The sequence below is a fragment of the Coleofasciculus sp. genome (assembly GCF_046565525.1).
In the GTDB taxonomy this organism is placed as follows: domain Bacteria; phylum Cyanobacteriota; class Cyanobacteriia; order Cyanobacteriales; family Coleofasciculaceae; genus Coleofasciculus.
In genome coordinates, this window is record NZ_JBKHUP010000013.1 from 1 (window position 1) to 24,771 (window position 24,771).

Annotated in this window: 18 protein-coding genes and 4 pseudogenes; 7 read left to right on the forward strand and 15 right to left on the reverse strand. The window is 45.1% G+C overall.

The features are described from left to right. The 5 genes and pseudogenes from ACLGGO_RS06650 to ACLGGO_RS06670 form a co-directional block, all read right to left on the reverse strand. A partial coding sequence (locus ACLGGO_RS06650; protein ID WP_446418716.1) for a hypothetical protein occupies window positions 1–1,085 on the reverse strand: 1,085 nt, incomplete at its 3' end. A gap of 1,041 nt (window positions 1,086–2,126) precedes the next feature. Beyond that, window positions 2,127–3,476 carry a UDP-glucose dehydrogenase family protein gene (locus tag ACLGGO_RS06655; protein ID WP_446418717.1) on the reverse strand — a complete coding sequence of 450 codons (1,350 nt, stop codon included), beginning with the start codon at window positions 3,474–3,476 and terminating at the stop codon, window positions 2,127–2,129. A 93-nt stretch (window positions 3,477–3,569) separates the two neighbouring features. After that, window positions 3,570–4,205 (reverse strand): annotated as a pseudogene (locus tag ACLGGO_RS06660) (GDP-mannose 4,6-dehydratase); the annotation flags it as partial. Between the two features lie 18 nt (window positions 4,206–4,223). Continuing rightward, window positions 4,224–4,889: pseudogene (locus ACLGGO_RS06665) on the reverse strand (LAGLIDADG family homing endonuclease); the annotation flags it as partial. 194 nt (window positions 4,890–5,083) lie between these two features. After that, window positions 5,084–5,519: pseudogene (locus ACLGGO_RS06670) on the reverse strand (GDP-mannose 4,6-dehydratase); the annotation flags it as partial. Window positions 5,520–5,996: 477 nt separating this feature from the next. On the opposite strand from ACLGGO_RS06670, the gene ACLGGO_RS06675 reads away from it, so the two are divergent. Together ACLGGO_RS06675 and ACLGGO_RS06680 are read left to right on the forward strand one after the other, a co-directional pair. Beyond that, window positions 5,997–8,135, forward strand: a complete 2,139-nt coding sequence (locus tag ACLGGO_RS06675; protein ID WP_446418718.1) for an EAL domain-containing protein — start codon at window positions 5,997–5,999, stop codon at window positions 8,133–8,135. Between the two features lie 226 nt (window positions 8,136–8,361). Then, the gene (locus tag ACLGGO_RS06680; protein ID WP_446418719.1) at window positions 8,362–10,455 is read left to right on the forward strand and encodes a glycosyltransferase; all 2,094 of its coding nucleotides are present in this window, start codon (window positions 8,362–8,364) and stop codon (window positions 10,453–10,455) included. Between the two features lie 218 nt (window positions 10,456–10,673). On the opposite strand, the pseudogene ACLGGO_RS06685 reads toward ACLGGO_RS06680, so the two are convergent. After that, window positions 10,674–10,970: pseudogene (locus ACLGGO_RS06685) on the reverse strand (IS701 family transposase); the annotation flags it as partial. Between the two features lie 30 nt (window positions 10,971–11,000). Here ACLGGO_RS06685 and ACLGGO_RS06690 point away from each other — a divergent pair. Together ACLGGO_RS06690 and ACLGGO_RS06695 are read left to right on the forward strand one after the other, a co-directional pair. Further along, window positions 11,001–11,432 (forward strand): hypothetical protein, encoded by a 432-nt coding sequence (locus ACLGGO_RS06690; RefSeq protein ID WP_446418720.1) that lies wholly within the window; start codon window positions 11,001–11,003, stop codon window positions 11,430–11,432. Between the two features lie 493 nt (window positions 11,433–11,925). Beyond that, window positions 11,926–12,528: a Uma2 family endonuclease gene (locus tag ACLGGO_RS06695; protein WP_446375403.1), complete on the forward strand. Its 603-nt coding sequence runs from the start codon at window positions 11,926–11,928 to the stop codon at window positions 12,526–12,528. Window positions 12,529–12,789: 261 nt separating this feature from the next. On the opposite strand, the gene ACLGGO_RS06700 is transcribed toward ACLGGO_RS06695, so the two are convergent. The 9 genes from ACLGGO_RS06700 to ACLGGO_RS06740 all read right to left on the reverse strand — a co-directional run bounded on the left by ACLGGO_RS06700 (window position 12,790) and on the right by ACLGGO_RS06740 (window position 21,968). Then, window positions 12,790–13,002: a hypothetical protein gene (locus ACLGGO_RS06700; RefSeq protein ID WP_446418721.1), complete on the reverse strand. Its 213-nt coding sequence runs from the start codon at window positions 13,000–13,002 to the stop codon at window positions 12,790–12,792. Between the two features lie 62 nt (window positions 13,003–13,064). After that, window positions 13,065–14,240, reverse strand: coding sequence for a glycosyltransferase (locus ACLGGO_RS06705; RefSeq protein WP_446418722.1), 1,176 nt, complete (start codon window positions 14,238–14,240; stop codon window positions 13,065–13,067). A 12-nt stretch (window positions 14,241–14,252) separates the two neighbouring features. Further along, window positions 14,253–15,161, reverse strand: coding sequence for a glycosyltransferase family 2 protein (locus ACLGGO_RS06710; RefSeq protein WP_446418723.1), 909 nt, complete (start codon window positions 15,159–15,161; stop codon window positions 14,253–14,255). Between the two features lie 10 nt (window positions 15,162–15,171). Further along, window positions 15,172–16,083 (reverse strand): sulfotransferase family protein, encoded by a 912-nt coding sequence (locus tag ACLGGO_RS06715; RefSeq protein WP_446418724.1) that lies wholly within the window; start codon window positions 16,081–16,083, stop codon window positions 15,172–15,174. A 33-nt stretch (window positions 16,084–16,116) separates the two neighbouring features. Beyond that, on the reverse strand, window positions 16,117–17,328 hold the full coding sequence (locus tag ACLGGO_RS06720; RefSeq protein WP_446418725.1) for a glycosyltransferase family 4 protein: 1,212 nt from the start codon (window positions 17,326–17,328) through the stop codon (window positions 16,117–16,119). Between the two features lie 37 nt (window positions 17,329–17,365). Beyond that, entirely contained in the window at window positions 17,366–18,307 is a 942-nt protein-coding gene (gene hpsE, locus ACLGGO_RS06725) for a hormogonium polysaccharide biosynthesis glycosyltransferase HpsE (RefSeq protein WP_446418726.1), read from the reverse strand. Window positions 18,308–18,620: 313 nt separating this feature from the next. Further along, window positions 18,621–19,523 (reverse strand): polysaccharide lyase, encoded by a 903-nt coding sequence (locus ACLGGO_RS06730; protein ID WP_446418727.1) that lies wholly within the window; start codon window positions 19,521–19,523, stop codon window positions 18,621–18,623. Between the two features lie 419 nt (window positions 19,524–19,942). Further along, entirely contained in the window at window positions 19,943–21,754 is a 1,812-nt protein-coding gene (gene lepA, locus ACLGGO_RS06735) for a translation elongation factor 4 (RefSeq protein ID WP_446339351.1), read from the reverse strand. Further along, on the reverse strand, window positions 21,747–21,968 hold the full coding sequence (locus tag ACLGGO_RS06740; protein ID WP_446418728.1) for a hypothetical protein: 222 nt from the start codon (window positions 21,966–21,968) through the stop codon (window positions 21,747–21,749). Before ACLGGO_RS06740 ends, lepA begins: the two co-directional genes overlap by 8 nt. On the opposite strand from ACLGGO_RS06740, the gene ACLGGO_RS06745 reads away from it, so the two are divergent. The 3 genes from ACLGGO_RS06745 (at window position 21,957) to ACLGGO_RS06755 (ending at window position 24,399) form a co-directional block, all read left to right on the forward strand. Further along, the gene (locus ACLGGO_RS06745; protein ID WP_446418729.1) at window positions 21,957–22,187 is read left to right on the forward strand and encodes a hypothetical protein; all 231 of its coding nucleotides are present in this window, start codon (window positions 21,957–21,959) and stop codon (window positions 22,185–22,187) included. The genes ACLGGO_RS06740 and ACLGGO_RS06745 overlap by 12 nt on opposite strands. Before the next feature lie 121 nt (window positions 22,188–22,308). Further along, window positions 22,309–24,018 (forward strand): ATP-binding protein, encoded by a 1,710-nt coding sequence (locus tag ACLGGO_RS06750; protein WP_446418730.1) that lies wholly within the window; start codon window positions 22,309–22,311, stop codon window positions 24,016–24,018. 126 nt (window positions 24,019–24,144) lie between these two features. Continuing rightward, window positions 24,145–24,399, forward strand: a complete 255-nt coding sequence (locus ACLGGO_RS06755) for a NifU family protein (protein WP_446339354.1) — start codon at window positions 24,145–24,147, stop codon at window positions 24,397–24,399. The last annotated feature ends 372 nt before the right edge of the window (window positions 24,400–24,771 follow it).

Consider the following 24,771-nt stretch of genomic DNA (forward strand, 5'->3'; position numbering starts at 1 on the left):
TGTCCCCAGGTGGGGTTGTAGGAATTGATGCCCATAGCCGCTCCAGTACCGGGCATAGGGATAATGTTGGGCGTTTGAGTCACCGAAAGGGATTGTCCCCAGGTGGGGTTGTAGGAATTGATGCCCATAGCCGCTCCAGTACCGGGCATAGGGATAATGTTGGGCGTTTGGTTAAAGGAAGAGGGCTGTCCCCATGTTTGGTTGTAGGGATTAGCACCCTGGGGTTGCAGAGTGGGTGAAATGATAGAGGGAAAAGCGGGGAGCTGCCCTGAGCCTGAGTTAGAGCCTGTAGAACCTAGAGGAATAGTATTCGTCGGTACAGGTAAAGGAGATGAATTTTGTAAGAGGGTAGGAAGCTGCGCCACCTTCAAGTCGAAGTTATCTCTAAACCTGACAGAGGTTTCGAGGGCAAGTGTTGGGTTACAGGTGGTTTGATCTTGACAATTCTGATTAGAGGAAAGTTCGGGAGTCAGAAACTCTTCCTGAATGTTTAAGGTTTGGTGGGAAGAATTTAGAGCCAGTTCTGATAAACCCGACTGAGTTGATATACTTGCTTGAATCGGAAGATTGGGGATGGGGGAAGGAATAGTCCTGAGATACGTGCTACTTTCTGCTTCCTCTATATCGGTGGGGGCGGGACTATTTTCCTGACTCTGTTGCTCATCGTGTCTCGCTGGAACGGTTTGGTCAAGTGTTTCTTTTTTACCAGCTTTAGCATTGGCTTCAAACGCGATGACTGAAGGTTTAGGATTCAGGTTCATCGATGGAGAAGCATCTAACCCTGAGACGTTGCCAACCCTGTGGCCATAGACGGGAGCATTATCTAGACGTTGGCTCAGTTCAAACACCCGTTGATGCGAGCGCTTTGCTTGATTCAGAGATAATGTGAAATCATCAGATGATTTTTCTCCTCCAATATCTTGCTGATTGGCAACCTCTGAGTCAGATAGAGTTGCCTGAGCGGGTTTAATTTCAAGTAATCCTAGCGTCCAAAAAGCGATAAGTGATCCAATACTAAGCAAATTAATCCATAGCAGCGGCTTAAGAAAGCCGAATCGTTGAGAATCAGGGACTATTAAGTTCATTACCGGAGTTTGTTTGACCGATTGATGTTTGCCCTGCACCCTGTCGCCACTCTAGCAAATGAATTAATCATTGGCGACTCATACAACCTCAGTTGAATTAAGGTTGAATCTTGTTTTATTGATAACCGAAGAGAGCCGATGATGTTTTTTGGTTATAAACATCCACCTGTTCTAGCTAAAATCACCCGATTACGCCTGAATTCCAGAAAATTGACAGGTCAATTCCTGCCATATTTATGGCACTCTTAGCACAATGGTTTAGTTAGGAACTAATCCCCACCCCTGAAACTTTTGCCAAGCCACAGAAACGTTTAGCTCTAAATAAAACGGTAAGGCAAAGCCTAAATCCGTCCTAAGCTAAGTTTACCCAAAGGTACAGGCATGGATTGCCGAAACCATTGAGTTACTATGGCTTCGCTCGTTACCGAAACAGCGATCGCGCCTCAGTCAATCCCCTTTGATCAAAGGTCTAATCAGCTAGCTGTGTTGGCTTGTGCAACACGATGACAGATGGAGATACTTTGACTTAAGAGAATGGGTACTCCTTTCCTAGACCATAGTTTCACAGATTGTTTGCTCTTAGAGCGAAAATTGCACCCCTGAATAATTTTTAGATCCGCTCAAGAGGAGTTAGTCCATATCTAGTTTAATGCGTAGTTTGACAGAGGCTCCAGAACCCTTAAGCCATTGGAGCTGCAATTGAGCATTAATCTACAACCACGCCTTAACTTCTCAGTTTTAACATATTCAAGAAATTTGCCAAGGGGGTACAGAGTGTAGCGCGTCAAAACCTCCCAAATCCCCTGGGGCTAAAGTATTGATTCACTATTCCAAATATTCGCTGGTGAAAGGATAATAGATATGAGGCACAAAGGAGTAAAGTTCAGTTAATTCTGAGTGAATTCACAGATAAAGAGCGGGAGGATGGAAGCCCCGTATTTTTCAAATCGGAGATGAAATCCGACGCGGCGAATTTATTCGCTGTCAACTGGTACAAAAGTCCACACCGAACCCGATCAACCGAGTTCGGTGTGGGGTAGTTCACCGCCCGATTCCGACATAGCGGAACCCTGCGCCTTCTAGCACTTTAGGATCGAGAAAGTTACGACCATCAATGAGTACAGCATTATGCATCAGCTTTGCCATCTTGCCATAATCCAGAGTCTGGAATTGTTCCCAGTCGGTGACTAATACCAAGGCGTCACAGCCATCAGCCAAGCGATCAGGATCACCTTCCACCTGCACACCGGATAAACCGTGACTCATACCACTAGAGGAAATAATGGGGTCATAGGCTTTGACTTTTGCTCCCAACCGATTGAGATTTTCAATCAGAATCAGTGCTGGAGCATCTCGCATATCATCAGTATCCGGCTTAAAGGTCAATCCCAGAAGTCCCACCGTTTTACCTTTGAGGATTTTGAGTTCTTGCTGGAGTTTTTCCACAGCAATTAAGCGCTGACGCTCATTCACACTAACCGCCGCTTTCAGTAGCTGAGCATCGAACCCATAGTCATCAGCCGTATGAATCAACGCGGAGACATCCTTAGGAAAACAGGAACCGCCCCAACCAATCCCAGCTTGCAGGAATTTACCACCAATGCGAGTATCTAAACCAATCCCTTTGGCGACTTGAGTCACATCCGCGCCCACGCGATCGCAGATATTGGCGATTTCGTTAATGAAGCTAATTTTCGTGGCTAAAAAGGAATTGGAGGCATATTTTACCATCTCCGCCGAACTCAAATCCGTCACCACCACAGGGACAGGCGGTAGGGAGTTATCTTCTGCAGGTTGACGCTCAACGATAGGAGCGTAGAGTTCTTTCATCATGGCAATGGCGCGATCGCTATTGCTTCCCAACACGATGCGATCGGGGTTAAAGGTATCATAAATCGCTGACCCTTCCCGCAAAAACTCTGGATTACTCACCACGTCAAACTCAACACTTGTGTCTGACGTCGTATGATCGGCTACACCATCAAGTACAATCATTCGTACCCAATCCCCAGAACCAATGGGCACCGTTGACTTATTCACAATCACCTTATAGCCCCCATTCAGGTGATTGCCGATCCCACGGGCTACCGCTTCCACATAGCGAGTATCACTTTCACCATTGGGTAATGCTGGCGTTCCCACCGCAATAAACAGAATTTCGCCATGAGCGACACCCCTCGCCAAATCTGAGGTAAACTCCAAACTGCCCGCATTACTGCAAGCTTGCATCAGTTCCGATAGTCCCGGCTCATAGATTGGTGACTGTCCTGATTTCATCAATTTGACTTTTTCTTCATTGTTATCCACACAGATAACATGGTGTCCGATATGGGCTAAGCAAACTCCGGTTACTAAGCCGACATATCCAGTACCGATAACACAAACGCGCATGAGCTGATCCTCTCTGGTAGATGGTAGGAATCAGGGCTATCTAGCTGATTGATTCGTTTGCTGGTAAGCCCCCTGACTTAATACTGTAATCGCTTAGCTCGAAACCAGGGAATACCCTTCAGCCGTTAAGCGATCGCGGAAATCCTCAACAGTTGTTTTCAACCCCTCCTGTAAGGGTATCGTCGGTTGCCAACCCAGTAAAGTCTTGGCTTTGGTAATATCGGGGCGGCGACGTTGCGGGTCATCTTGCGGTAGATCCTTAAATATAATTTCTGTATCCGGATTGACCATTTGTTGAACCGCTTGAGCCAGTTGTAAAATCGTATACTCATCCGGATTCCCCAGATTAATCGGTCCGGTATGATCATTATTCATCAACCGAATTAATCCTTCAACCAAATCCGACACATAACAGAAACTGCGAGTTTGTGAACCCTTTCCATACACCGTTAGGGGTTCACCCTTTAAAGCTTGCACGATAAAATTACTCACGACGCGCCCATCATTTTCCAGCATCCGAGATCCGTAGGTATTAAAAATACGGGCGACACGAATTTCTACACCATTTTGCAGATGGTAGTCAAACGCCAGTGTTTCCGCCACTCGCTTCCCTTCGTCGTAACAGTTGCCGCAAAACGCGACTCGTCCATGGCGACGCACACACACCACATGATTGTGCACATTAACGCAGTAAACATTGCCAGCATATCGAAATGGCTCTGGGGTGACTAAATGAGCGTCTTTCGTCGGTCGAATATTCACCCGATATAAATCACGACCCACAGCATGAGACACAACAGACGCCGCATAACCGCAACGCATGGCTAACTCTTGGACATCATCAGCCAGTTGTTTTGATTTCGTGTAATAAACATAGCCATCTCCGCGCTGGGAACCATCTCCCATGATTAATGCCTTAAACAAAATCAGCGACTGACGCTTGGATAACGATAAAAACTGGCGCGGAATATATTTCTCACCCGACTTACCCAGAGGACATAAAATCTCCGCCAGTTGTTTACTACAAATCCGGAATTGGTGGTCATCTGATGAGAAAAACTTAAAGCCGAGGTTGTTTAAACAGTGGGTTATTTTAGCTCGACCCTCTGGATTTTCTTGGGCAATCAGGATGTTATAGTCAGCCACCTCATAGTCACGTCCACCGACAACTCGCCCTCGTCGTCGGACATGAACGCAGCCTTCAGAAATATAGTAACCGAGGAATTCCAACCAATCATCCATGGAAATTCGCTCGACTCTCACTTTGGCATTTTCCGGCGGAGTTCCCAGTTCAAACCATTCTGACTCTGCTCCATGAAACTCACCCCCGGTAGGGACACGCCAAGAATGCCAATGTCGGTCTTCATCCGCACGCATAAATTGCAATTTTCCGGTTTTGCTGCGTACATACATCCAGTGATTTGGCGTTACACACAGATCGAACTTCGCATTGGCAAACCGGAGCAAATTGCCCACGTAAGGCTGCACAATATACTCATCCGGGACGTGATACTCGACTTGATTATCGGGATTGAGAGTCGCTACTCGCACCCCTGGCTGTAATTCGGGAAAAGGAACCCAGCCATTTTCCGTTAAAATCTCAGTCTCAGCGTCGTAACAACTGCGAGGTCCAATTGGATTAACATTTCCTCGGTATTCTTCCGTTTGAGGATGGACTTCCGGATCACCATACACTTCTGAGGTTGAGGCTAATAAAAACCTTGCCCCCACCCGCTTGGCTAACCCCAACATATAGAGGGTTCCCATGACATTGGTTTTAATGGTCTTGACAGGATTGTACTGATAGTGTATCGGCGAAGCGGGACAAGCCAGATGGTAAATTTGGTCAACCTCTAGTCGAATCGGTTCCGTAATATCGTGGCGGATCAGCTCAAAGTAGGGATTATCCAGCCATTTAACTATATTGCGCTTGGTGCCAGTATAGAAGTTATCTAAACAGAGAACTTCATGATCGGCTTCCATTAACCGATCAATGAGATGGGAGCCAATAAAACCAGCACCACCTGTAACTAGAATTCTCATAGGTTTTTCAGGATAGAACGACCTTGTGGGCTACTTTGAGTAAATTGATTCAGCTCTACCATGTTACATTTAAACCCACATTGGCAAGTCATCGCCATCCTTAAAATCGCTTCATTCCTTTCAGAACGTGAAATTGAGACAAATTAAACGCCCAAACCCTGACAATCGCTTTTGCCTGTGGTTATGATATTGGTTGAACTTTCTTAACACAACTAGATTTTAGGCAAGCGAACGCGGTTTAGGGTGCATGATTTGATCGTTGACTTGCCATACCTCAAAAGTTTGACCTGATTAACTGACAAAACTGCCCAATTTATTTTGGCTCAAAGGTTGTCGATCGATCCTCACGGCTCGAAGTGAGGCTGTAACCTGGCACAACGTTGCTGGGACGTTTCTGAGGGGAGTTCTCTGGCAGTTTTTGCGTCAGAGACATTAATTTCGGTGCTTAAGTTGTATCCACCTGCTTGAACTTAATTTATGCTGCTAGAGACCTTAAACTCGCCAGAGTCTGTCCTCGCTCAAGCTGATACCTTCAGCACCGGGAAGTTAGAACTGTGGTTTCAGCCAGTTTATCAAGCAAAGACTGGTGCTGTATTACACAATGAAATACTCCTGCGTTGGCGAGACGAAGCTGGAAATCTGCACTTACCCCAGGAATTCTTACCCACGTTGTCGGATACAGGACAATTGCAAAAGGCTGATCGCGCCGTCATTCGCAAGGCAATAGAACTCTTAGCGGAACAGCCGGATCGATGCCTGTCTATTAATCTTTCGGGAGAGGGATTAAATAACTTTGAACTAATCGAATATATTGAAACCCTCTTAGATCAGTCTGGGGTTGACCCGAAGCAACTGAGTTTTGAGCTAACCGAATCGACCATCGCCAAAGATTTTCCCACAATTCGGGCATTTGTCCGCGAACTCAAAAGTCTCGGTTGTGCGATCGTTCTGGATAACTTTGCCAGTCGCGAATTAACGCTGTTCCAATGTCAACAACTGGCGGTTGATCTGGTTAAAGTTGATGGTCAACTCATCCAACGCCTAAAAACAGAACCGAGTAGTCGTGTCTTAACCAAAGCCATTCTCGAAGGCATTCAGGCGCTGAGTCAGGTGGCGGCTAAATTTGTCAGCGATGCGGTTACCCTCTCACTGGTGGAAGAAGTCGGGATTGATTTAGTTCAAGGACACCATCTTAAAACCCCTAGTCCATCACCCGATTGGACGGAATTAGTTCGCCCAGAGGAGGAACAGGATTCACCCACGGCGGAAGTCCAAAAACCCACTCAATCCTGGCGTTTCCTGGTGGGAACGGGGTTTGTGGTGCTGGGATTAGGGGCAGTCGGTGTGGGGATTGCCTCCATTGGCTATCGCCTCAGTCACTTAGTTGTAGACGGTAGCACGATTAACGGGCGAATTGTGCGGTTACAAGCGCCAACCACGGGTAATATTCAAGCATTTTACGCCCAGCCGGGAGTGGTTGTGAAATCAGGACAACTTCTCGCCCGGATTAGTCAAGAACCTAGTCCCCAAGAACAAGAAGCCCTACTCCGCCTAGAACGCGCCCAAGAACAAGAACAAATCCGCAATCAGCTTGAAAGTCTCGAATTACAAGGGCAAATTCAGGTGAATGCCACTCAGCTAGCATCGGCAAAACAGTCCCTAGCATTACTGAAAACTCAGTTACAGCAACTTGAACGTCGAGACCAAGCCGTGCGACAAGTGGATGTAGAACTGGGCTTAGATTCGATTAAGGAACAGCAAGCTGTAGTTCAAGCGGCACAGGCAAAAGCTGAAGCTGCCCAATTAGATTACCAACGGTATCAAACCCTATTAGAAGCAGGAGGTGTATCCGCACAGGAAACCGATCAGTTGCGCTTAGTCTGGCAATCGGCACAAGCGGAAGTCAAGCAAGCCCAATCTGTCCTGGATGGGACGCAAAAGGCAGTCAATGCTGCCCAAGCGGGTATTGCTCGCAGTAATCGCAATAATATTATGGGCGGGGTTCTGTCCGATCAACGGATTACTTTACAGCAGACGATTCAACAGCAATCCGTTGTGGTAAATACGATGGAAGCGCAATTGGCTAAACTCAAGCAGCAGCTAAATAACAGCCAGTCTCTCCAAAAAAATGCTCCTTCTCTGGTCAACGATCTCAAACAACTGCAAAGCGAACGTAAAGTGCAAAACGTGTCAGCCCCCTTTGCGGGTGTTGTCTACACTACGGAACGAGAACAAGGCGAACAGGTTAATCAGTTAGAACCAATTGTTACGTTGCTTGATTGCAATAACCTGTGGGTAGAAACCGTAGTTAGTGCTGAACAAGCCAGTTCAATCAATACCGATAAACCTGTGACTGTAGGATTAGCAGGTTATGCCCAAACAGTCAAGGGTGAAATTGACCTGATTCAGCCGATTAGTAATATGCAGCAGCTTAATAAGTTGACCCAGGTTCAAGCCCTACAGCCTGCGATTCCGCCTAAATTAGTGGGACAACCGTTAACCCGAATTACAGTACGGATTCCACCGCCGCCGCAACATAAGAATTCCCAACAGTTCTGTGGATTGGGACAAGCAGCGAGGCTGACGTTTCCGAAGAAACTTTTTGGTAATCGTTGAATTGGGATTTGTCTCCCCATTTTTTTTATCTGTATTCCCTTGATTGCAGGCAGTTAGGGCGGGTTTATTTACTTCTTTTGTGAGGTAAAAAACGATAACCGTGATCTCACTCGGTTAGGGCGGGTTTAGTTACATCTAGGTGAGGTGACAAATGATAGTAGTGAAACCCGCCCCTACACACAATTAAAGACGCGATGCGAGAAGCATCTCTACACCCACAAACTCTATGACTCGATTATTTCGTTGGCAAAACATCTCGTCCTATCTCAACGGGTTAGCCCTTCTGTGTCTTTCCGCCTTCGGTTTTATTGGCTTCTACCTGCTGCGTAACCCAGAACAATTAGACCTATTAGGCATATCCGGTTTAATTAGTATGGGGCTGATCGGCATTTGGCGATGGTCATGGTGGGCGCTGCAAGTGATTCGTTCTCGGATTTACCTACACTGGGTTTTTCCCCGGTGGCGTAAACAAGCCGATCGCATCCCCCTGGATAAGTTACCTCCTGTTTGCTTATTAGTCCCAACCTATAAGGAAAAACCTTGGATCACGGAACGAGTTTTCCGGGTAATCGCCCAAGAAGCCCAAAGCCTCTCTTATCCCCTGACGCTGCTAGTTACCAGTAGCAGTGATGACGAAAATGCTGCCATCTTAAAGGTACTTAAATCCGTTGATCCTGAACTTAGTTGTATTCGTTTGATCCAAATGGTGCAGACGGGGGAAGGAAAGCGCAAAGCCATGGCGGATGGATTACGAGAATTAGCGCGTTTAAATCTACCCCAAAATGCCGTTGTTGGTTTAATGGATGGCGATTCTGAACTAACACCTGGAACCTTACGTCGCTGCTTGCCATTTTTTCGCCTATTTCCCAAAATGGGGGCGCTGACAACGGATGAATTACCAATTGTTGAGGGATCGTATCTGTTTTCTGAATGGTTCCATTTACGCCTATCCCAGCGTCATTATCAAATGTGTTCTGTGTCCCTGTCGCAAAAAGTGATGTGTTTGACGGGACGCTTTTCCCTATTTCGGGTGGAGGCTGCGCTTCATCCCACATTTGCGGATCAGTTAGAACTGGATACGTTGGATGATTGGTTGTGGGGACAGTTTAAATTCCTCTCTGGCGATGATAAAACCACCTGGTATTGGTTACTGCGCCGGGGTTACGATATGCTTTATATCCCGGATGTGATTGTCTATTCCATTGAGACGATTTCTGGGTCATTACTCGATCGCGCTTACCAGAATATGCGCCGTTGGTATGGGAATATGCTGCGGAACAGCGATCGCGCGATCGGATTGGGTCCGGGTAAGGCGGGATGGTTTATGTGGTACTGTCTCCTAGATCAACGGATTAGTTACTGGACGACTCTGATCACCCCCGGTTCGTTATCGATTTGTTTGTTACAAGGGTATTGGTTAGCCGCTGGACTGATTTTCTGTTGGATTCTTTGTACTCGACCGATAATTTTAACCATCATTTTCTGGGGGCGACAGTCTCGACTTAAACCAATTCATTTACCCGTCTTTTTAATCGCCCAGTGGAGTTCCTGTATTATCAAAATCTGGACTCAGATGAACCTTGCCCAACAAAAGTGGTCGAATCGAGGGAATCAAAGTATCTCCGCTGCCGGATCGGGTTGGGAACGGTTAGTGAAAGTGAGTGTGTCTCGTTTTCTTTATGTCTCCCAGTTATTTGGTTTTGTGGTCATTTTATGTTGGTTTGCCAGCCTTCTCACTCCCTTGCAAGATGTGGCAGGTTTATGGTCAAACAGTACCTGGGCGATGAGTCAATCGGTTCCCCCTCAAGTTGTTGAGGCGATTGACCATGGAATTATTCCCAATGATGGTCAAGATGATGCTAAACCTCTACAGGCGTTAATTAATCGTCTGTCTGGGGAAGACCCAGTTCAGATTAATTTACCCATTGGTGAAATTGATTTGTTTCATCCCATCGAAATTAATCGCAGTCATACGATTATTAAAGGGCAAGGGATACGGCGAACGATTTTACAAGCGCATATCAGTCAAGCTGATACAGAAGCCGTTCTAGTCATGCGACCCCTAATCGAAAAAGTGGATTCTCGTCAGAATCGGATTCAGGATATACATTTAAGTGGATTTACACTTCGTAAAAAATTACCCAACTCAACGGAAAATATATCTGCTGTTGGCAGTATCCTTTTGGAAAATGTAGTAGAGTCTTCGCTGAGAAACCTTGATTTAGCTAACAGTAGCAATCGGGCTTTAATCATGCGTCATACGGAGGATGTAACTGTCGAGTATGTGTTGCCAGAGACAGCTTTCAAGAAAAAGGAATAAAAAGAATCTGATTTTCGTATTCTTCAGGCTGGCTACATCAAGTCCGGGCAATCGTCTGACCAGCCAACGCAATATGGCTCCGTTAAAGTTTTCGTCATTGGACTTACGCAAAACCTCTATGTGTAGGGTGTGTTAGCGTAGCGTAACGCACCTTTGCCACGATATGTGGTGTAGCTGCGTAAGTCCGGTGTCAGTCAAAAGACGCACTTGATATCAACTCATTGGGTATTGACAGGAAGACAATCATGTAAATTAGCCTTGATCGGCTGCACGCGATTTTCCAAAATGTATGTACGAATAGCTTCTTTAAATAAAGTTCTTTGGACTTCATACCAATTGCTAATTAAATTTTCTATTCTCATAAATTCCAATTGGATGAAAGCTCGGATTGTACAAAAAATGTGAGTTTTAATTGCCTCGGTATCTCTCACCCTAAAGCACTCAAGGCTACATAGCTGCTTCGTGGCTCTGTGATAGCTTTCAATCCCCCAATGAAAATCATGAAGGGCTAAAAATTATACTTCTTTTTCCCCTCCGTTGTAAGTATGGAAGACCCCTTTATTTCACGAGAAGGAACTAAGCCTCAGGTTGAAAGATTGGTGAAGGAAGTGACTACTCATCTTGCTAGCGAGCTAGAGAGTGAGTTACTAAACTGGCAGCGTGACCAACTACAACCTTTGGTTAGCAGTCGTCTAGAAGATTTTCTCAAAGAACTAAATGATGGCGCCGCCAGCGAATTTATAAAACAAGTAGATGACCTAAAACTTCAAATTTCAGGTGGTACTGTTTCTATCGATGATGTCGGACCAAGAAAAGTAGGCGTAATGGAGCGGGTATTAGCTGCTGCTGGAGGATTATTGATAGGAATAGGGTTATTGGATTTTGGACTTGCTGGGATCGGTGCTGTTTTCGGCTATCAAGAGATGGCAAAGGCTATTATTCCTGGGTCTTCCGTAGTTAGTGTGCTAAATTGTTAGTTTGATTTGCCTGAATATTGGACAGCAATAGATTTAACCATTTTTGCCCGGATTTCAATTCCTTTTAAGACGCTTAAAAGCCACAATCCTTGATTGGTAGGCTTTCTGGCTTATTAAAACTGATATTTTAGCACACTAAGTACGGAAGACCCAGAGAAATCGGCTAACGTAACATTATCAGGACTTAAGCATTGACAAGAAGACAATCATGTGCATTAACCTTGAGCGGCTGCACGCGATTTTCCAGAATGTATGTACGAAAGTTTTGGATTATGCCGTTAGGGACGCGATCGCTTTCCCCCCCTTGGCAGCGTCTTCACCAGAAAACCACCGCCCGACAACAGTTTGCGATCATATAGCGCTACGCGCAAGTCAAAAGTCAAAAGTCAAAAGTTGACTCCAACAGGTTTTGGCGCTTTTACCAATGTCCTAACCTTAATGCGTAGTGCTATATTTAAGTTTTGAGCTAGACGAAACCAACTGAGGAAAAATAATGACGACGCTGCTAATTCAAACCCAAAGTGTCCCCCTGACGGTGAATTTTCCTGCTCTCAAATCGATTAGTGTTGAACAATTCTACGAATTCTGTCTAGCCAATCGCGATTTGAGAATCGAGCGTACTGCCAGTGGGGAAGTTATTATTATGCCACCAGCCTTTTCAGATACAGGGAATCGCAACATGAAAATTGCTCAACAAGTTGCGAACTGGGCAGAACAAGATGGCACGGGTGAAGTGTTTGACTCCAGCGCTGGCTTTACCTTACCCAATGGAGCAACCCGCTCCCCCGATGCTTCATGGATTAAACTAGAGCGCTGGGATGCCTTAAGTGAGGAACAAAAAGCCTCTTTTGCACCGATTTGTCCAGATTTCGTAATTGAGTTGCGTTCTCAGAGCGATACCCTTAGTGGATTGCGAAAGAAAATGCAGGAATATATTGACAATGGTACATTACTCGGCTTGTTGATCGACCGCAAAAACAGAAACGTTTATATCTACCGCCCCAATCAAGAACCGGAAATCTTGGAGAATCCTGAAACAGTCAGCGGTGAGCCAGTGCTACCAGGATTTGTCTTGCGGATGGCAAAAATTTGGTGATTGACTGTCCTAACCGTTGTGGCGGTTGCTATACAATCCAACATCCTATCTTAATGCAAATTTTGTTCACATCGCTGAAAAATATAGCGCAGCAACCCGGCTCTCCCGTACATGGTGTGATAAATTTTACTTATGTGTGTGACGATTGGCTTGATTTGAGGAAAACCTAGCTTTTAAGCTGGATTAGTTGGGTTTCCTTTGTCAACCCAACCTACAAGCATTACACCCTGGGACTTTAGCTTAATTCATAAGACTTTATTATCACTCTAAGTACGGGAGAGCCGATTCTTCATACTTTTGTAAATCAAAATATTGTAATCTAGCCCAGCGTTCTTGGAAAAAGGGACTGGGTGTAATAGGTTTACTATCAATATTCCAGGGTAGTAATTCACTGATGCTTAATTGCTTGTAAGCTTCTGTGGTATTAAAGCTAGCAAGGTTTTTTTTCTTTCGCTTTTTGGCATTTGACGACATTTCGCGCCTTCCTGGTTAAAAAATACGCCGAAAAGAACTTATAAACGTTTCCGGCTCGTCAATTAACCCAAGATACTCGTGTATACCTGTTCCAGGCAAGCCGTATTCCGCTGCAGACTAAATCGTTGCTCTACGCGCTGACGTGCCGCGATCGCAAACGCTTCCCTCATCTGTGTATCCTGCACCAGAGTCAAGATAGATTTTGCCAGATTTTGCCAATCCCTTTCTCGAACCAGAAAACCTGTTTCGCCATCCACCACAGCTTCAGGAATCCCCGCACTCCAAGAACTCACCACAGGTAATCCCATTGCCATGGCTTCTAAGATAACTATCGGCAGCCCCTCTGTCTCTCCCCGATCAGTCGTGATACTTGGCGCACAGAGTACAGAAGCACAATTCATCCACATTTTAACCGTTTCTGGAGCTTGTACTCCCAGAAAACGGTAGCGACTTAATCCCTTTTTCGCTAACGTTTCTAACCTCTGACGCAGAGAACCATCGCCAATCATCACTAACTCGACATCGGGTCTAATTTTTTGCACCTCAGCCATTGCCCGAATTAAATAGTCGCACCCCTTTTTCTCAACCAAACGCCCCACAAACAAAACCGTTGATTCTCGCTGCACCTGGGAATCCGGCGTAAATTTATCGACATCAATGCCAATATAACCAACTTTCACCTTGTCCGCCGGACATCCTTTTTCTATCAGTTGAGAACGGATAAACTGGGAAACGGCAATCAAACAATCGGCTTCCCGAAAAAGGATCTCGCGCCTTCTCCCATAAAACTCCCGAAAAAACTGACCCCGCCGCTTGACAAAATCTTCCCCATAGTCATACCAATTTTTTCCGCTTACTTCGATTTCCGCTGTTGCATAATAACCGTGGAATGTTACAACTAGCGGAACACCTAACTTCCCAGCTAAAGGTAATGCTAAAACGCCATCCAACCCAAAATGAGCGTGAATTAAGCTAGGTGATAAATTTTCGATGCGCTTCAGCCAATTCGGATGAAGTACGCCAGCTAATTTATAGGCTGTCTTCCAAAAACCCGGCAAAGGTTTTTCATCATCCAAAACCAGGCAGTTTTCCTTTGGTATCATGGATTTAGCACTAGGAAGATAGGAAGACCCGACGTAGAATCCTTGATAAGACGTAAAACTTTCAACTTGAGCCGGAATAAACGTTTCTGAATAAGGTAACAGTTGGTCGCGGTAAATAAGCACTATTTTTTTCATTACTCATTTAGCCTATTTTGGCAGCAAAGGACGCAGGATTGACTTAGCTAGACCGCGAATTAATGGAAGACCAGTCAACGGAGAGAAAGCCAGTTTTGGTGCAATGTTAGACGCTTTTAAATAACTCTGCCAAGCCGTTCTATAGTTCCCTTTTCTATATTCATTTTCCGCGCTTTGCGACAAACGAGCGCTTTCTCGAATCCGGTTTCCCTTGGGTTGCTCTGTAGCCGGAAGGCTATCAATAAACTCCTGAAACACTTTTTCTCTAAGTTCTTCTATATTTTTCGGTCGCCACTGTTTACCGTGAACGCGGTAATCCAGTACAATATCTGGAATAAGAGCAACTTTACCCAATTTAGCCACTTTCAGCCAGAGTTGCCTATCCTCACAGATGCTCAGATCTGGTTGATAACCACCCACTTTTCTAACAACCGTTGTTCGGTATAAATTCTGACCCGAAATGGAAGACCAACCCGCCAGCAATTCCGACCAAATAAATTTCTCTAAATAAATTATGGGATGTTCTATTTTCAGGGCATAATCACCCGCTTTAAACTTCCATCTCGCGCCCACTGAAGCGACAAGGTTTTTATTTTTGACCAAAGGTTTGGCTAAATTTACTAAAGCAGTTTTACGCAGTAAATCGTCATCATCAAGAAACATGATTAACTCTCCGCCAGCCTCTTTTAACCCTCGGTTACGTGCTGCCGAACGTTCATTATTTTCGGGTTGCTTAAATATCCTAATATTAGGTTGATTTAGGGTGGTTAGCCACGTCCAAGTTTTGTCTTCAGACGCATCATCGACAATCACAAGTTCCCAATTTTTAAAGTCTTGGGCTTCAACGCTAGCGACAGCTTCTTTGAGAAATTCAAGCCGATTATAAGTTGAAATTACCACAGAAACCAAGGGATGATGCATTACTTTTACCTCAAACGGTTAACCAGCTTGTTAAATCTTTATCAAGAAGCTCTTGAAGCTTCAATATGTCTTCTCGATACTCTTCTATCAGTTGTTTACGAACCTCTGGAAGCAGGGGTGGCTTGGGACGGCGGTTAAAGTTTAATAATCTGGATTTTACCGACTTACGTAACTCAGGTGAAACAAATTTACGCAAAAATGTACTGGTTGGGTTCCGAGGATCTAGAAACTTATTAAGCGTTCTATTTTTAGGAATAGAAGTAACATTGTATTTTTGCGAAATATTGGGACAAAAATTATCGTCTACACCCAAAAAAACAAAGATATCGTTTAATACAGAAAGAGAGTCCGCTTGAAAATCTTCATAAAGATAGACTTTAATTTGGTTACTGGCAAATTTGTCGAAATAGCGCTTCAACTGAGCATAATAAAACCCTCTTTGTTTATAATGCCAACGAAACCAATAGTTCTGACAAATTCGCTCGGGTTCGGCTGCGATTACTTGGGAAAAATCAGCAATTGGTTCAGCGCCTCTACTCAAATTGAATAAAAAGTCAGAGTAGGCTCGTTCAACCGGATCGCGCAGGATTGCGATAAGCTTGACATCAGGAATATAGTGCTTGATTGTGTCCGGTGCTTTTGAACTTAGCAAATAAAGGGGTGATGCTTCACCAATTGCTACTTCGCTAGAAACCTTTTCAAAGAAACGACAATAGGTTTCAAGATTAGTAATAAAATTAGGCGTATCACTATCTCCCTGAAAATTACCCCAATAATCGTCTTGGCGTTCTCCTTCAAGGGCAAAAAAATTCAGTTCTTTACGAGGACTCATATATATTTGTGGATGCTCGTCAAGATAGTTATTCAAGGATGTCGTTCCCGCTTTTGCTGTACCGATAATTAAAAAGTTAGGCAATGTCATATCTTTGGCGTTCTGCTGATGAGATTATCTTATTTATTTACCTAAAAGTGTATTAATTTTGGTTTGACCAATTCTGGCTCGTTTACACAAATCGTAGAATGCGGCTAAAAACTGAGATTGATTATGGTTGGCTAGAACCCATTCTCTACCTTCTTTGCCTAAACGAGTTCGTAACTCTCGATCCTTTATCAAGCGAGTCAAACCGTCAATAAATTGAGGAATACTGTCCATCCCACTCCCATCCCAACGCCCCACATAAATCCCGAACCGAGACACGACATCTTGAGGATTAACACAACTTAACAACGGAGTTTCACATTTGAGTGCTTCTTGGAAGCTGACAGCTAATCCTTCATGAATAGAGGTGTTAACTAAAACCCAGGCTGAAGCCAGAAGGCGAATTTTTTCCTCTCCTTGAACATGACCCATTAGTTTCACATTATCAGGTAAGTTATCGGGTTGCCAAGCCCCCTTGCCTTGAAAATGAGGTTGCCCCATAAAGATAAACTCGACATCCGGAAAATGGCGGGCTAATTCTGCAAAAAGCCAAGGGCGTTTATAGGGGTCAAGACGGGCTAAAAAAATGACGCTTGGTTTTTCACTTTTGACAATCTCTCCGGGTTCTAGATCAATAATATTGGGCAAAAAATAAACTTCTGGCGGTTGTACTCCGTAAGTTCCTAAAACTTTATCCTTGAGAAAAGGTGCAGGAGTGGCAAAGAGAATTCGACGCCCCATCCATTTTGATTGGTTAACGACTCCAGCAAAGGATGTACAGTCAAAGCATTTTAGCCCTAAGGGCAACATATTTTCTTGTCCTGGAATGCGTACTGTATTAATTTTTTCGACATCTTCTGGCGGACGCGGATCACGTACCCAAAGAACGATAGGTGTGCGCGGTAGAAGCCAAAATAAAGGGCAATAATTTGGGCGGTAGTCAATCGATAGGATTAAGTCAATTTTTTCACGCCAAATGCGACGAGCATAAGCCCATTTATCAGGCTGACGCAGGATCAGAGGTGTTTGATGAATTCGGGGATCGGGTTGACCCGATTGAGCGTAGGATTCACCCGCAATAAAGACAACATCCACGCCTAAGTTGGGGTTAGCGTTAAAGCAGTTAGCCACTTGCCGTGTCGCCCAGCCAAATCCGCCCATGCGACTGACAGATAGATCGAAAAATTCGTTAGCAATTACACCTACTTTTAGATTTTCTTGGGAATGTTTGGGAGTTGATTGGTTCATAAAATTAATAAACAAATAACTAATTTCATTTTTTAAACTAACGTCTTCTAAAATAGAAAGGACTTGCTAAACTATTAACTAGCAATGACATTTCACTCGCAGCTACGATATCAGTCGTCATAACTCGGCGGTATTTTAACCAATGAATCGCGAGGCGACGAAAATCGTTAATCAGATACAAGAAAAACATAAAGGGACGTTGCCATCGTTTATATCGTAGCATACGAGTATGATGGCGACCCCTGCCGATTCCCTGAAAAAACTGCTGTAAGTATTGCTTTTCTAAGCGGGTTTTGGGAATGTAATGATCAATGTGCATTTCCGAGTTATACCAAATTTCCCAGCCAGCTTTTTGTATGTAGATAAGGGCTTCTATATCTTCACCTTTTGCGGCTAAGGATTGACCAACTGGTCCTTGTAAAATCAAATATTTGGGGATGCAGTCTAACCAAGCCTGTTGGCGAATGACTAATCCGGCACCGGGGGGTAATACTCCCTTGGCTCTGTAGGTGTTGAAACAAATGGTTTGTTGGCGTTCAACGATAGGTAAAAAGCCGGCAATGCGTTCAAAGTTTTCCGGTGGAGGAACTTCAAACGTTCCATGAATTTGACTGCCGTAAGCACCAGCTTGGGGATGAGACTGAGCAAATAAGTAAGCTTTCGCTACCCAGTCTAATGCCGGTAAATTATCGTCGTCTAGAAAGCCAATCAGAGGAGATTGAGCTTCTTGAATGGCGCGTTGCCTTGCATAATAGGCTCCTGGCTGGGATTCAAAAAAGTATTTTAGCGGAAATGCTTCAGCCCAGTTGCATTGATAGTCTTGGATAATCTTTGCTGTATTGTCTGTACTGTTATTATCGACGATAATAATATCCCAACTTATATTTTCTGTGTCGCGCTGTGATCGCAGTCTTTCCAACAGGGCTGGCAAGTAATTTTCACGATTGTAAGTGCGAATAGCTACAGTAAATTCAGGCATTGAGTTTATTTTTTATTCATAAACTGTGGGTAACATACTCCTTGATTCAATCGTAACTTTTTTTATTTTGAAAGAAAACAGTTTTCCGGAAAATGTACGATAACTTCACAAAACAATCGCGATAAGTTTAGAATTTATTACGACTGATAAATTGCATCATTTTCAGTCAGCCCTGACACCGACAAAGAATTCAGATTTTGGGCAAGGGAGCGACTGTCCATTAAAATGGACTAAAATGATTATCCAGTCAGCTTGATTCGGACTTGCGCTTTTGTTTCTTTGGGTTTAAACCCAAGGAAAGTTAACTCTTGTGCTACTCGCTTACCTCGGAGACAGAGAAATCTGCAAAATCGACATGCACATCTTTTGGAGTTGCCCAAGAAGGATCACCGCCACCAAAAAAGGTGGAGAAGAATATACCATCAATTTTCAGGTCTTCAACGGTACGGAATGTCAATCCTTGTTCATCTAGAACCATAGTTCCATCCAACCAAACTTTAACCCGACCATTGGCTTGACCCGGTTCATTCAGGACAACCTCCTGCTCAATATGATGCCAAGTTCCGGGGATAAATTGCCAATTCCCCCGACCAATTGATGTGCCGTATTCGTCACTTGTGGGTAAATAGGCATACAGTTCCCCATCTCCATTGCGTCTCCACATGAAGCGCGTCGAAAACCCATCGGTTCCATCAGGTGTTTTTCCGCCACTAGCACCATCACCCCCATAAAGTCCTGGCAATTTCCCTCCTTTAACAAAGTCAAAGTCGTCGGAAAAACGAACATAATAACTCAAGCGCAGGGATTCTTTAACAGGTAAGCCTAAATCCGCATAAAACTGTGTACCCCCTAACGGAGCATCATTTTTTCGAGAAACTGTAGGGCTAGCTGAACCCGCCGGATAGTTTACCCGCAGAACTTGGTCATATCTGCCGTCGGCGTCTTTAATCACTTCACTATTTTCTAAACCCCACTGTTTCTCACTTTTAAGCTGCCAAGATTGCTGCCAATCCGTTGCGGCAAAGCTATCTGACCAAAGCGGAGTGACATCAGCGTTAGAGGCTACGTCTTGACTGGTTTCTGTGGAATTGCTTAAGGCAGAAGAGGAGTCTATTTCATTTGAAGCAGTCTGAGCGCAACTATTCAGCATGATGACTAAAAAAGCTGCACTTAGTAATTGACCTGAAGCGGTTAGATGCTTAAATTTGATTGACATGGGTTTGGCTTAAACGTGCGGGATAGTGTAGAGTTTTGAGCATTTTCATCTTGATGCACCCTCAACCATCCAATTTAATCCTTGCTCTGTGCTTTTGTCAGCCCTTGACTGAAGAAAGGTAGCAGGCAGATGGCAGATAGCAGGGAATAAGGACGTGATCGCTATTAAGATGGATATCAATACTGCTCGGATCAGCTCTAATTTAATCAGAACTTACGCCGATCTAGCATATATAGTGCCAATGGTGCGTTACGCTTGGCTAACGCACCCTACAGATAGAGGCTATGCGTAAATTCTCCCTAGAAGAGCGGGTTTATTTAATTTATCAGTTGTTGCCATAAGTTATCTGTAAAACCCGCCCCTACATCCCCGGCTTCCCCATCTCGCCATAGTGCCATGGCACGTCTCTACATTTCTGCCTACTGGGGGTCAAGACGCAATACTGCCATAAATGCTTCTTGAGGCACATCAACTGTACCTAAGGATTTCATTCGCTTTTTCCCTTTGGCTTGCTTCTGCAACAATTTTTTCTTGCGGCTAATATCCCCGCCGTAACATTTAGCCAGTACGTCTTTCCGCAGTGCTGGAATATGTTCACTAGCAATCACACGACTACCAATCGAGGCTTGCAGGGGAATTTTGAATTGGTGACGGGGAATCAGTTCCCTGAGTTTTTCGACTAACGCCCGACCGACGTTGTACGCTTTATCACGGTGGACAATCATTGCCAGGGAATCAACTGGATCACCATTAATTAACACATCGAGGCGGACGAGAGTGTTTTCTCGATACCCAATGAGGTGATATTCCATACTGGCATAGCCGCGCGATCGCGACTTGAGTTGATCGAAAAAGTCGGTGACAACTTCCGCCAGAGGCAATTCATACACCAAGGTGGTTCGCCCTTGGGTTAAATACCGCATATCTTTAAACTCACCCCGCCGAGTTTGGCAAAGTTCCATCAGTGTACCCACATAGGTTTCTGGGGTAATCATCTCGATGCGACAGTATGGTTCTTCAATTTTTTCCCGCTGCTGGGGTGGAGGGAGTAAGCTGGGGTTGTCAATTTCCCGAACCTCCCCATCCATCGTCGTCACTCGATAGACTACAGACGGAGCGGTAATGATTAAATCTAAATCATATTCCCGTTCTAATCGCTCCTGGACAATTTCCATGTGCAATAAGCCCAAGAAACCACAGCGGAAACCAAACCCCATGGCGCTAGAGGTTTCCGGTTCATAATTTAGGGCAGAATCATTGAGCTTGAGACGATTGAGGGCTTCTCGTAAATCTTCGTACTGATCGGCGTCGGTGGGGAATAAACCACAGAACACCATGGGTTTAGCTTCCTTGTAACCGGGTAAGGCGCTATCGGCGGGTTCTGCGGCTAGGGTAATTGTATCGCCGACACGGGCATCTTCTACCGTTTTAATCGCCGCCGCTATGTATCCTACTTCGCCGGCGTGCAGTTGATCAACCTGGATTTGAGTCGGTGATAGCACGCCCAGTTCATCAATTTCGTATTCTTGTTTGGATGCCATCAGGCGAACTTTATCCCCGGTTTTGACTGTACCATCCATTACCCGGAAATAGACAATGACGCCTCGGTAGGAGTCATAGTAGCTATCAAAAATCAAGGCTCGCAGGGGCTGGTGCATCGTATCCTGGGGAGGAGGAACCAGATGTACGATGGATTCTAAAATCTCATTGATACCAATCCCCTCCTTTGCCGATGCCAGGATGGCTCCGCTACAATCGAGACCGATGATCTCTTCGATCTCTGAGATCACTCGTTCCGGTTCAGCACCAGGGAGGTCTATTTTATTAAGAACGGGAATAATTTCTAGGTCATGCTCTAAGGCTAAATAAACATTTGCCAGAGTTTGAGCTTCAACGCCCTGAGATGCGTCTACCACGAGCAATGCGCCCTCGCAGGCGACAAGCGATCGCGAAACCTCATAAGAGAAATCTACATGTCCCGGGGTGTCAATTAAATTGAGAACGTACTGCTCACCATCTTGCGCCCGATAGTTCATGCGAGCAGCTTGGAGTTTAATGGTAATCCCGCGCTCCCGTTCCAATTCCATGTTGTCCAGGAACTGTTCCTTCATTTGGCGATCGCTCACTGTACCTGTTGTCTGTAAGAGGCGATCGGCTAAAGTGGATTTACCATGATCAATATGGGCAATGATGGAAAAATTGCGAATGCGAGAGACAGGAACATCAGTCATAGAGATTATCGGGTGACAAAAAAATCGGCAACAGGCAATGGATGGCTCTTAATGTATTGTAATGTTTCTGCCCAAAATGGGGATAATACTCCTGATACTCTAACTCCAGAGAACTTTTTCGGACGGAGCGAGTCACCAATTCTAGGTGGCAATAGAGCAAGTTGTCGTAAAATGAATGTAGGGGAACACAAAAGCGCTGAACATGAATGATCATGCCGTCCAAAGAGAGCATTCAACGGACAAAGAAGAAATATCTATCCTTATGGATGCTCAACTGTTAGACCAAATCAAACACTTAACCAACGATCCGTCTAAGGTGATAGAAACAGCCATTCGTCAGTGGCTAAGAGGAGAGCGCGATCGGGACGATGAGCTAACCCGCACTTTGAGACGAAATCCACCAGTACCGCCACGAGGCGAATGGAATGATTGAGAGCCAAAAGGTCTATTGCTTTAACAGTTCGCCTGAGGCTCTAGGGCGTTAGGGGGTTGCATTTACGTCTTGGTGCGAGCGCTAATCCTTTCGCTGCTTGTAGTTTTCAGGTTTCTTGTAGATGATTGCTCCTGCTGATTTCCACAATCCTCGATCTGGGTATACCACTATGCAATCTACTACTGCACAAGGCTCGTCAAGCTTTTTGCAGGGGTTAGATTTTGACCTGATGTGTAGCCAAGATGCGTCAGGTCAGTATCACTCCTTTTATTGGCGACAAGCCCAGCAGTATGATTTAACTCAAGAGCAGGTGATTGGGGTTCTCCTCAACGAAACCTTTCATCCCATTGCTCTAGATGCTTATCGGGATCGAATCCAGCGGATTCTAGACAACCGCACCCCAGAACGCTGCATCCACGACTTCTGCTATGGTGATCAGGTTTTTCCTTTTGAACTGGTGATCAGCCCAATTTTACAATCTGACGGTCAGGTGACTCAGGTTTTGGTGATGGGTCATCTGTTACCCGAAGGTGCGGTACAAAAAGTTATTGATTCGCTGGTTCCGTTAAGTGTCGATCCCAATCAAAAACTGCTCACTCAAATTGCCCGCCGGATTCGCCGGACGTTAGATTTAGATACAATCTGGCAACAAACGGTAGATAGCCTGGGGAAAGCCCTGCAAGTTAGTCGCTGCATTATCTGCTCCTATAGACCCGACTTCACGGATGTCAAGGTGGAAGCCGAGTATCGCCAAGATTCACTGGATGAAATGTTGGGGATGACGCTGGAACTGGAGTCGGAACTAATACTCAAACAAGCCTTGTGGAGTTCCGAACCTGTGGTGGTTGACCAAGTCGTCCCCAGTCGGTTCCAGGAAAAATCCCTGCTAGTGGTTTCCACGTCTTATAAAGACGAACCCAATGGATTAATTAGTTTACAACAATGCGATCGCCACCGTCCGTGGAGTGATGCAGAAATTGAGCTGGTGCGGGAGTTGGCTGAACAAGTGGGAACCGCGATCGCTCATGGTACGCTCTATAAAGAACTGGAACTGGCAAGAGAGCAAGCTGAAGAAGTATCCCGCCTCAAAAGTGAATTTCTGGCGAGTACCTCTCACGAATTGCGGACGCCTTTAAATGGGATGATTGGCTTTCTCAAGCTGATTCTCGAAGGGATGGCGGATGACCCCGAAGAACAGCGGGAGTTTATCCAAGAAGCCCATAATAGCGCCTTACACCTGCTCAACATCATCAACGATATCTTAGATATCGCCAAGATTGAAGCCGGAAAAATGGAACTGGAGTTTAGTCCAGTTGAGTTAGAGTATCTATTCAATAAGGTCTATGATTTTACCGCGCAGCAAGCCCATCACAAGGGTTTGAGCTTCACCCTGGAAATTCCCGCCGTTTATGATGGCATTGTCATGTATGGGAACTATCAACGGCTGCTACAGGTGATGTTAAATCTGGTGGGGAATGCGATTAAATTTACCGATGAAGGGGGAATTACCATCAGCGCCGAAGTCATCCGCAAGAAAGTCCATTTTCAAGGACAGGAGTTTCCTGGACATGTGAAGGTGCGGGTAGCTGATACTGGGATTGGCGTTTCCTTGGATAAGCAAGACAAACTCTTCCAATCCTTCAGCCAGGTACATGGTGGACTCAATCGTCCTTATGGGGGAACCGGGTTAGGGTTAGCGATTTCCCAGAAGCTGGTGGAAACCATGGGCGGTGTCGTACATTTCTTCAGCATGGGAGAAAACTTAGGTTCAACCGTGACATTTACCGTACCCCTCTATCAAGAACCCGTGATGGTGTCTCGCACGGATTGAGACCTCATAAGCACTAAAGTCAGTCTTAGACGTAACATCTATTGTTCCAGACGTAGCCGGCTACGTCTGGAACTTTGCCAAAGGACGCTAGGATTAACGTAGTTGTGCTGTCAAACTAGGTGAACTATGTCTCAAACACTATCTCCCCCCTTGGCATTAACCTCAGAAAACGTCGAAGCCGTCCTCGATGAATTGCGTCCTTACCTGATGGCGGATGGCGGTAACGTTGATTTAGTTGAAATCGACGGTCCGATTGTGAAGCTGCGGCTACAAGGCGCTTGTGGGTCTTGTCCCAGTTCTGCCATGACCCTGAAAATGGGGATTGAGCGCCGCTTACGGGAATTTATCCCGGAAGTTGTGGAAGTTGAACAAGTCATTTGACACTCCCCACGCATAAATGCGGGGGATTCTTGCATCTAGTTACTCGCTCCTTTTAGGAGCGAGTCATTCATCAAGTTAGGGGCTGTGCCAAGCAGCCCATTCTCTGTAGCAGATGAAGCCATTACAGCAGCATCCCTGTGTAGCTCCAGACAACAAGAAAACCCTTGCGGTGATAGATAAGCTTGACGCTACCTTTGTCCACATTTGCGCGTCGAACTTGCTCTAAAACTGGCTGCCAATGAGACGAGGCAACAACTATAGGTACTCGTTTATCCCCAGCAATAGTGGGAAAACTCAAACTATAGGTATTGCCTCACTTGGACAGTTTCCAGTTCTGTTTGTTGATTTCAGGAGGTAAACATTTATAGTGCT